The sequence below is a fragment of the Roseibium sp. genome (genome assembly GCF_050301095.1).
Lineage (GTDB): Bacteria > Pseudomonadota > Alphaproteobacteria > Rhizobiales > Stappiaceae > Roseibium.
Genome location: NZ_JBNKYW010000225.1, coordinates 1 through 8,176, shown reverse-complemented (window position 1 = coordinate 8,176; position 8,176 = coordinate 1). Strand labels below are relative to the sequence as shown.

Below are 8,176 nucleotides of genomic sequence, written 5' to 3'. Positions count from 1 at the left end.
GGACGGCACCACCGACATCACCCGCACCCTTGCCGTCGGAGAGGTAAGCGCGGAGATGAAGAAGCATTTTACGCTGGTGCTGAAGGGCCATATCGCGATTTCGACTGCCCGGTTTCCCGAAGGTACGACCGGGGCCCAGCTCGACACTTTGGCCCGGATCGATTTGTGGAAGGCCGGCCTCGATTTCGACCACGGTACAGGGCATGGCGTTGGCGCTTACTTAAGCGTTCATGAAGGCCCGCAACGCATCGCTAAGACCGGCAGCCAGCCCTTGAAGCCGGGCATGATCCTGTCCAACGAACCGGGCTATTATCCGGCCGGCGAATACGGCATCCGCCTGGAGAACCTGGAAATCGTGACGGAAGCGCGGGATGTGCCCGGCGGCGAGCGACCGATGCTGGGGTTCGAGACCATCACGCTGGTGCCGATGGATCTTCGCCTTGTGGAGGTGTCGCTTCTGACGGCAGCGGAACGGGATTGGCTGAACAGGTACCACGCAAGGGTGCGTGAGGAAATCGGCCCGCTGGTCGGGGCGAAAGAGCGCATCTGGCTGGAGCGGGCGACCGAGGCAGTGTGAACGCCAGGGAGCCGGGCGTGCCCGGTTCCCGTTGCCTCCGTATCTTGCCGCCGATCAGTGATGTTCTTCCCTGTTCGCCTTGATCAGCGCGGCGTTGAAGTACCGCAATCCCTTGACGTGACGCGCGGTGCCGATGATCTGGGTAGCGTCCCCCATGCGCACGACCGGCAAAGTGTCCTCACCACAGGAATCGAAGCTTTTCAGCGCACTTTCCAGCGTATCCGTGTCATGCAGGTAGGGGCCGTCCTCGCCTGGATTGAATACCCGGTTCGCGTCCTGCTTTGAGGGCGGATCCATGAAATCGCGTACCTTGACCGTCTCACTCAGGAACCGGTGAACACCCTCGTTGACGAAATATCCGCGCATGGCGAGCTGCCAGTGGAAATAGGATTTCCTGTGCACGGCCTGTGTGAGGCCGGTGGCGATCGAGACGGAGAGGAGCAGCGCAATGGAAAGCGCGTAGCCGCCCGTCAGTTCAAACACGATCATCGTGGTTGAAAAGGGGGCGCCCAGAACAGCTGCGGCAACTGCCCCCATTCCGAGGATGGCGTAAAGCCCTTCGCTGGAGGCCAGTTCCGGGAACACGGAGGCGGCGATCAGCCCAAAGGCGCCACCGGTCATGGCCCCGAGGTAAAGGGACGGCGAGAAAATGCCGCCGCCAAAACGGGAGGCAAGGGTAATCGCGGTGGCCGCCGTCTTTGCCACCAGCAGTGCAAGCAGCATGGCCAGCGGCAGCTGATCCGTCAGGGCCGCATCCGTGGTCTCGTAACCGACGCCGAGGATGTCGGGAAAGGCCAGCGCGATGAGGCCGACGGCCAGTCCGCCGATAACGGGCCGGAACCAGAGCGGAAACGCAATGTTGCGGGCCACCCATTCGGTGCCGATGAGCGCGAATTGAAAAAGGATAGCGACGGCAGCGGAGGTCAGTCCGAGCAGCGCAAAGGCCGGAAACTCCCAGTAGGATGTGATGTGGTAGTTGGGAATGACAAAGGCGGCGACGTCACCGAACCACAACCTGGAAAGCAGTGTTCCGATCACGGCGGAAATGGCGATGGGGGAAATAGCCGAGAGAGCGTAATGCCCGAGGATCACTTCATGGGCGAAGAGAACGCCGGCGATCGGCGCGTTGAACGAAGCGGATACCGCACTGGCCACACCGCAGGCCAACAGGATCCGGTGCGCTGAATCGGGCAGGTTGAACAGGCGGCCAAGGGTCTCCCCGATGGTCGCCCCGAGATGGACCACAGGGCCTTCACGTCCGGCACTTGCGCCTGAGCCGAGAGAGAGCGCCGTAATCAGCGCCGAGGAAATGCCGGGCCAGAAGGCCAGTCCCCTGCCACCTTTTACCCGGGCCTCGATCACGTCGGCGACGCTGTAGGTGCGTTGCATAGGCTGGATGTGTTGCAGCAAAAGGCCGACGGCGAGGCCGCCAATAGCCGGAGCAGCGACAATGACATACCAGGGAACAGAGGCCGCGGCACTGACCACCCGTTCGGATCTTGTGCCGAGCCAGGCAAACTGAACCAGGCCGATGGCCTCGCGGAACAGGATTGCAGCCAGGGCGACAAGGGCTCCGATAAAAATGGCCAACATCCAGACAACATGGCTCTTCTGGATAAGGAACTCTCTGAAATTCAGTGAGATACTGGCTGGAATCGAAGCTGCAGCAGACTTGAGGGAGCCGACGATGTGTTTTGCAAAAGGCGTTCGTTCATCCATAAGTTTGGTTGCTCTTTAGCGGGGGAACCCGATTCATGTGCATCTCATGATGCCAACCGGACAGCATCTCTGCCACTCTTTCTCAGGGAAGGGGGCCTTTGGCGTCCGCTGTCAGGTACTTGCGGGCCGTTTTCTCATGCTGGCTTCTTGCGAATCTCGATGTGACGTCCGGCCCGTTCGGGGCGTGGCAAGCTGCGATGCGCCTCGGACAGGGCCCGGATATTGGCGGAAATGTCCTCCGGCCAGGGGGCGACCTTCTTGACCTCCATATCGACATGAAGGCTCACCTGCTCGGAGGTTGCCGACAGCCAGCCTTCCTCGGCGTGGCGCAGTTCCTGGTAGAAATGCACACGTTTTTCGTCCCAGTCGACCAGTTGCAGCGTGACGGTCACCGGCATGCCGGCACCGAGCTCGCGCAGGTAGCACACGTGAACCTCGGCGGTGAAATAGGACGCATTCCGGTTCTTGACATAGTCCGGACCGAGGCCCAGCCGTTCAAAGACCTGGTCGACAGCGGTATCGAAAAGGACGTTGTAATAGGCCATGTTCAGGTGGCCGTTGTAGTCGATCCACTCGTCCCTGACCGACATGACCTCGCTTTCGACCGGTTTGGCCTCGAATTGAACCGTCATCGTGTTTCCTTCTCCAATTTGTTCAAGACATCGCCGTAACCGGCGGATTTGACTTTGACCTTTTTCGCTAGCCCTAACATATTCATCCTCAGACCGCGTGAGCAAAGCACGCCTGGAGGAAGTTTAAATGCCGGAAATGGCCACAGCGGAGAACAAGCCGCAAACAAGCAATCAGAACAGCGATGTAACCGCCGTAGTGGCGAAACTGAGCGAACGGTTTCAGGACCGCTGTTCCACGTCGAAGGCCCTGAGGGAGCAGCACGGGCACACAACGACATGGCTGAAGAACCAGCCGCCCGACGCGGTGGTCTTCGCTCAAAGCACCGAAGAAGTGGCCGAGATCGTCCGCCTTTGTGCCGCGCACAAGGTGCCCATCATTCCCTTCGGCACGGGCTCATCGCTCGAAGGTCATGTGAACGCACCGCTTGGCGGCGTTTCGATCGACCTGTCCCGGATGAACAACATCCTGGAGGTCAATCCGGAAGACCTGGACTGCCGGGTTGAGGCGGGCGTTACCCGCAAGCAGCTCAACAGCTACATCCGGGATACAGGGCTGTTCTTTCCGATCGATCCTGGTGCGGACGCCAGCATCGGCGGCATGGCTGCGACCCGTGCGTCCGGTACCAATGCGGTGCGCTACGGCACCATGAAGGATGCGGTTCTCGGACTGACGGTGGTGACGCCGGACGGCCGGATCATCCGTACGGGGGGGCGTGCGAAGAAGTCGTCCGCGGGCTACGATCTTACCCGGCTCTATGTCGGGTCGGAAGGAACGCTCGGAGTGATTACCGAGCTGACCGTCCGTCTGCATGGACAGCCCGAAGCGATCTCAGGCGGTGTTTGTCCTTTCCCCGACGTGACGGCAGCCTGCAACGCGGTGATTGCCACCATCCAGATGGGCATACCGGTTGCGCGGATCGAGCTTCTGGACAGCTTGCAGGTGAGGGCCTGCAATACCTATTCGAAGCTGGATCTGGCGGAAACGCCGACCCTGTTCCTGGAATTCCACGGCTCGGACGCAGGCGTCAGGGAGCAGTCCGAGATGTTCTCGGCCATTGCGGAGGAATACGGCGGCGGGCCGTTCCAATGGGCAACGGCCGCCGAGGAGCGGACAAAGCTATGGACGGCCCGGCACGATGCCTATTGGGCCGGCAAGACGCTGAACCCGGATGCGGAGATCATGGTGACCGATGTCTGCGTACCGATCTCCCGTCTCGCCGAATGCGTGACCCTGACCGCGGAAGATATTCAGGCCGAAGGCTTTCTGGCCCCGATCGTCGGCCATGTCGGCGACGGCAACTTCCATGTCCAGATCCTGGTCGACCTGGACGACCCGGAGGAGGTCCGCAAAACAGAGGCCTTTGTCGAGCGGTTGTCGCTCCGGGCGATCGACATGGGCGGTACCTGCACCGGGGAACATGGTGTGGGGCAGGGCAAGCAGAAATATCTGCGCCGGGAGCATGGCGAGGCGCTCGATGTCATGCGGGCGGTCAAACAGGCGCTCGATCCTGATAATGTGATGAATCCTGGCAAGATCCTGCCGCAGTCATGATATTGTATCGAATCAGTTCAATAAGCTCGATTTGCACGAACCGATGCATTGCACACAAATGCATTTCAGGCTGGCGGGTCGGCGGCCGGATCTGCCATGCAAAGGCATCCGGCATGGCCTGCCGGGCAACTGTTCCAGTTGACTTGGGAGAACAAGGAGACAAGGCCTGAACTCCGTCTACATCACTTTGGGAATCACCGTCATCCTGGTGCTGGTCGCAGCACTGGTGGGGCCGTTCTTTATCGACTGGACGGTTTACCGGTCCACATTCGAAAGCTATGCGGAGCGGGCGCTCGGCCACAAGGTCACGGTTCTGGGCGACGCCGATCTGCGGCTGCTGCCGGCCCCTTCCATCAGGTTTTCAGACGTCCGGGTGGGAGAATCGGAAGATCCGCTTCTGGTCGTCTCGCAGTTCAACATCCGGATCGAACTGCCCCCGCTTCTTAAGGGGGAAATCCGCGTCCTCGACATGGAACTCGACCGGCCGCACCTGTCGCTTGCCCTGGACGAAGCCGGACGGCTCGACTGGCTGACGGCTCGAACCACGACCGGTGTACTGGCAAAACTCGCTCCGGAGGATGTCGCCTTTGAAAAGGTCACGATCCGGGACGGGGCCCTGACGATCATCGATGCACGGTCAGGCGAGACCCACCGGATCGACAATGGCAACCTGTCCGTCAGCGCGCGATCTCTGGACGGTCCCTTCAAGGCTGCCGGTAGCCTGACCTTGAACGGCGCCCCCTATAACATCAGCCTGGCTTCGGGGCGGGCGCAGGAAGACCTCGGGATAAGAATCAAGGGGGAAGTCACGCCGACGGACTGGCCGGTGAACTTTGCCTTTGACGGCATGCTGAACCAGTCCGATGCGGCGCCCTTCTTTGAAGGCGCTTTCAACATTGCTTCCGTAGCCCTTGACGAAAGCGACAAGAACCTCTGGCAGGCGGAAGGCAAGTTCTCTGCCGACATCGCTGAAGTCGCGGTACCGGAATTCGAGTTCCGCTATGGTCCGGAAGAAAAGCGTCTGTCCCTGTCCGGCAATGCCGACCTTGTTTATGCCGGTGAAAAGCGGTTCGAGATCCGTGCAAAGTCCAAGCAGATCGACCTGGACCGGCTGCTGGGTGGCGGGCCGCAGGCGCCGGTCGCGCTGCCCACGGCAAGCCGTCAGCTGGTTGCTGCCTTGCGCGCCGTGCCGATCCCGGCAATCGACGGGGCGATCTCGCTGGACGTTCCGGCGCTTGTAGCCGGCGGCGGTATTACTCAGAACGTGCGCCTCGATCTGGAAACGATGCTCGGCGGCTGGCGGATCGCCCGCCTTGCGGGCCGGCTTCCCGGTCGCACGACCGTTGCCACCCAGGGCGATCTCGGTCTCGATCCGGCCCTGACCTACCGTGGCGCCGTCTCGATCAGTTCCGACCAGCCAGGGTCGTTCCTGAGCTGGTGGCAGCAAAGGGACACGGGCGTTGCGACGATGGATCCGGTTTCTCTGGAAGGACGGCTCAACCTGGTTCCGGAAGGGGCGGCGCTCGACAATATGCTGCTGACGCTCGCAGGCTCGGAGGCACGCGGCGGCCTTGCCTACAGGACCCCACGGTCCGGCAATGCAGAGTTTTCCCTGAGCCTTGATGCGGACAAGCTGGATCTCGATCAGATTCAGGGCCTGGCTGCCCTGATCCAGCCGGAACGCAGCGAGACCGGCGAGACAGAGGATCCCAAGGGATTGGATGTTTCCTTGCGCCTGCGGGCCAAACAGGTGACTGCGCGTGGCGTCGACGGCAAGGGACTGGCACTGGAGGCGGAATACTCCGATGGCGGCGTGCGCATCGACAGGCTGTTCGCCGAGGACCTTGCCGGAGCCCGGCTGGACGTTCAGGGACAGATCCGAAACCTGTTCTCCGCACCGGAAGGCGCCGTGTCCGGAACGCTGGACGCGCGTGACCTGTCGGGCCTGGTTGCCCTGACCGGAGGTCTGTTCCCCGAGACCGTCTTTGCCGAACGGCTGGAAAAGGCCGCTGCAAGCCTTGTTCCGGCCAAGTTCGATGGAGAGCTGAAAGCCGCCGCCAGCGGCGATGCGACCGATATGACCCTCACTCTGGACGGAACCGCGGGAGGCGCGAAAACGTCCTTCCGGGCGGAACTGAAAGGGCGCGTGGACGAGTGGCAGGGTGCGGACATCGACGTTGCCCTCGGGCTTGAAGGTCCGGACGGCGGCAAGCTTCTGCAACAACTCGGTTTCGATGTCATTCCCGTCGATGCGGTTCGGGGCGGCAGCCTGACCTTTTCCGCCAAGGGCGTTCCGTCCGAAGGCCTCGCCGTTCAGCTCGCGTCCACGGTCGGCCCGTCTACGCTCAATGCCAAAGGAACGCTGGCGCTCAAGGCGGATGCCGATCCGGAATACCGTTTGAGCGTGACCGGCAAGACCGGCGATCTCACGCCGCTGGCCTTGTTGACCGGACGGGTGCTGCCGGTCATGTCGGGAACCATGCCGGCCGACGTGACTGTTGATCTGGAAGGGGTGGGAAGCGCCATTGCCGTTCCGAAGGCTGCCGGGACAATCGGCGATGTTGCCTTCGAGGGCCGGCTGGAAGGAGATCTGGAGCCTGCACCCGGAGAACGAAACCGACGTTTTCGCGGCGAACTCAACGTCACGCAGGCCGATTTCGGCAGTCTGACGGAGTTGGTTCTCGGCCCCGACCAATGGTTCTCGGCAGGGGATGGCTCGAGCATCTGGCCGGTTGCCCCCTTTGGAGCGCCGCTGCTGGACGGTGTCGACCTGACGCTGCAATTCAAGGCGGACCGTCTGCTGGTCGGGGATGAAATGGAAGTCGCCGGTCCGAAGGCAGAGCTGCGGCTGACGCCCTCACTCATGCGTCTTGACGGGATTGCCGGGTCGTTCGCGGGCGGCAGCGTGAATGCAAGCCTTTCGGTGCGCCGTTCGGAAGCCGAAGCCGCTCTGTCCGGGCGGGTGAAACTGGACGCGGCGGATCTGCGCCGGCTTTCCTGGCAGCGGGACGGCCGGGCCGTGGCCTCCGGGTCACTCGATCTTTTCCTTGAATTCGAGGGAGCCGGACGGTCCATTTCCGCGATCGTGACGGGCCTGAATGGCGGTGGAACCTTCGTCCTGAAGAACGGCGACTTCCGCGGCCTCAATCCAAAGGCATTTCCGCTGGTGACGAGGGCTGTCGATGCCGGTCTCGACCTGCAGGACGACAAGATCCGCGACGTCTTCGTCAGTCACATGGACGCGGGCAGCCTGCCATTCGACCGGGTGGACGGAACGCTGACCCTGGTTGGTGGACGGTTGAGTGCCCGCAATGTCGTGGTGGATTCCAAAAAGGCGGAAATCTTCGGTTCGGCGGAATTGAACCTTGGCACAGACGATCTGGACGCCGACTTCTCGTTGAAGGTCGATCCGGGTGAGGACGCGGTGACCGGAGCGGAACCGCAGGTGGGTCTGCTCTTCGGAGGGCCGGTGGATGACCCGCAGCGGCGGATCGACATCGCTCCCTTCACCGCCTATCTGACCCTGCGCGCCTTCGAACAGGAAGTGGAGCGGGTGGAAAAGCTTCAGGCGGAAATTCTGGAGCGCGATCGGCTGGTGCGTGAACTGAAGCACCAGCGCGAGGCACTCGCCCGCAGGATCAGTGAGGCAGCGGCAGCTGCCGCTGCGGCGGAAGAAGAACGCCTGCGCAAGCTTGA

General features: G+C 62.0%; 5 protein-coding genes. 3 read left to right on the top strand and 2 right to left on the bottom strand.

Translation table 11 applies throughout. The features are described from left to right. Positions 1-577 (top strand): M24 family metallopeptidase (locus tag ACQY7U_RS19945; RefSeq protein WP_428648314.1); only part of this gene is annotated, 577 nt, incomplete at its 5' end. A 54-nt stretch (positions 578-631) separates the two neighbouring features. On the opposite strand, the gene ACQY7U_RS19940 is transcribed toward ACQY7U_RS19945, so the two are convergent. Both ACQY7U_RS19940 and ACQY7U_RS19935 read right to left on the bottom strand, forming a co-directional pair. After that, positions 632-2,170 (bottom strand): chloride channel protein, encoded by a 1,539-nt coding sequence (locus tag ACQY7U_RS19940; protein WP_428648312.1) that lies wholly within the window; start codon positions 2,168-2,170, stop codon positions 632-634. A 260-nt stretch (positions 2,171-2,430) separates the two neighbouring features. Beyond that, positions 2,431-2,928: a thioesterase family protein gene (locus ACQY7U_RS19935; protein WP_428648310.1), complete on the bottom strand. Its 498-nt coding sequence runs from the start codon at positions 2,926-2,928 to the stop codon at positions 2,431-2,433. Positions 2,929-3,064: 136 nt separating this feature from the next. Here ACQY7U_RS19935 and ACQY7U_RS19930 point away from each other — a divergent pair, with 136 nt between their 5' ends. Together ACQY7U_RS19930 and ACQY7U_RS19925 are read left to right on the top strand one after the other, a co-directional pair. Beyond that, entirely contained in the window at positions 3,065-4,480 is a 1,416-nt protein-coding gene (locus ACQY7U_RS19930) for an FAD-binding oxidoreductase (protein ID WP_428648316.1), read from the top strand. A gap of 208 nt (positions 4,481-4,688) precedes the next feature. Further along, a partial coding sequence (locus tag ACQY7U_RS19925; RefSeq protein ID WP_428648307.1) for an AsmA-like C-terminal region-containing protein occupies positions 4,689-8,176 on the top strand: 3,488 nt, incomplete at its 3' end.

Bases quoted from the DNA above. Each gene is read 5' to 3' on its own strand.
- ACQY7U_RS19940 (WP_428648312.1), bottom strand. From the start codon at position 2,170: ATGTTGGCCATTTTTATCGGAGCCCTTGTCGCCCTGGCTGCAATCCTG.
- ACQY7U_RS19935 (WP_428648310.1), bottom strand. From the start codon at position 2,928: ATGACGGTTCAATTCGAGGCCAAACCGGTCGAAAGCGAGGTCATGTCG.
- ACQY7U_RS19930 (WP_428648316.1), top strand. From the start codon at position 3,065: ATGGCCACAGCGGAGAACAAGCCGCAAACAAGCAATCAGAACAGCGAT.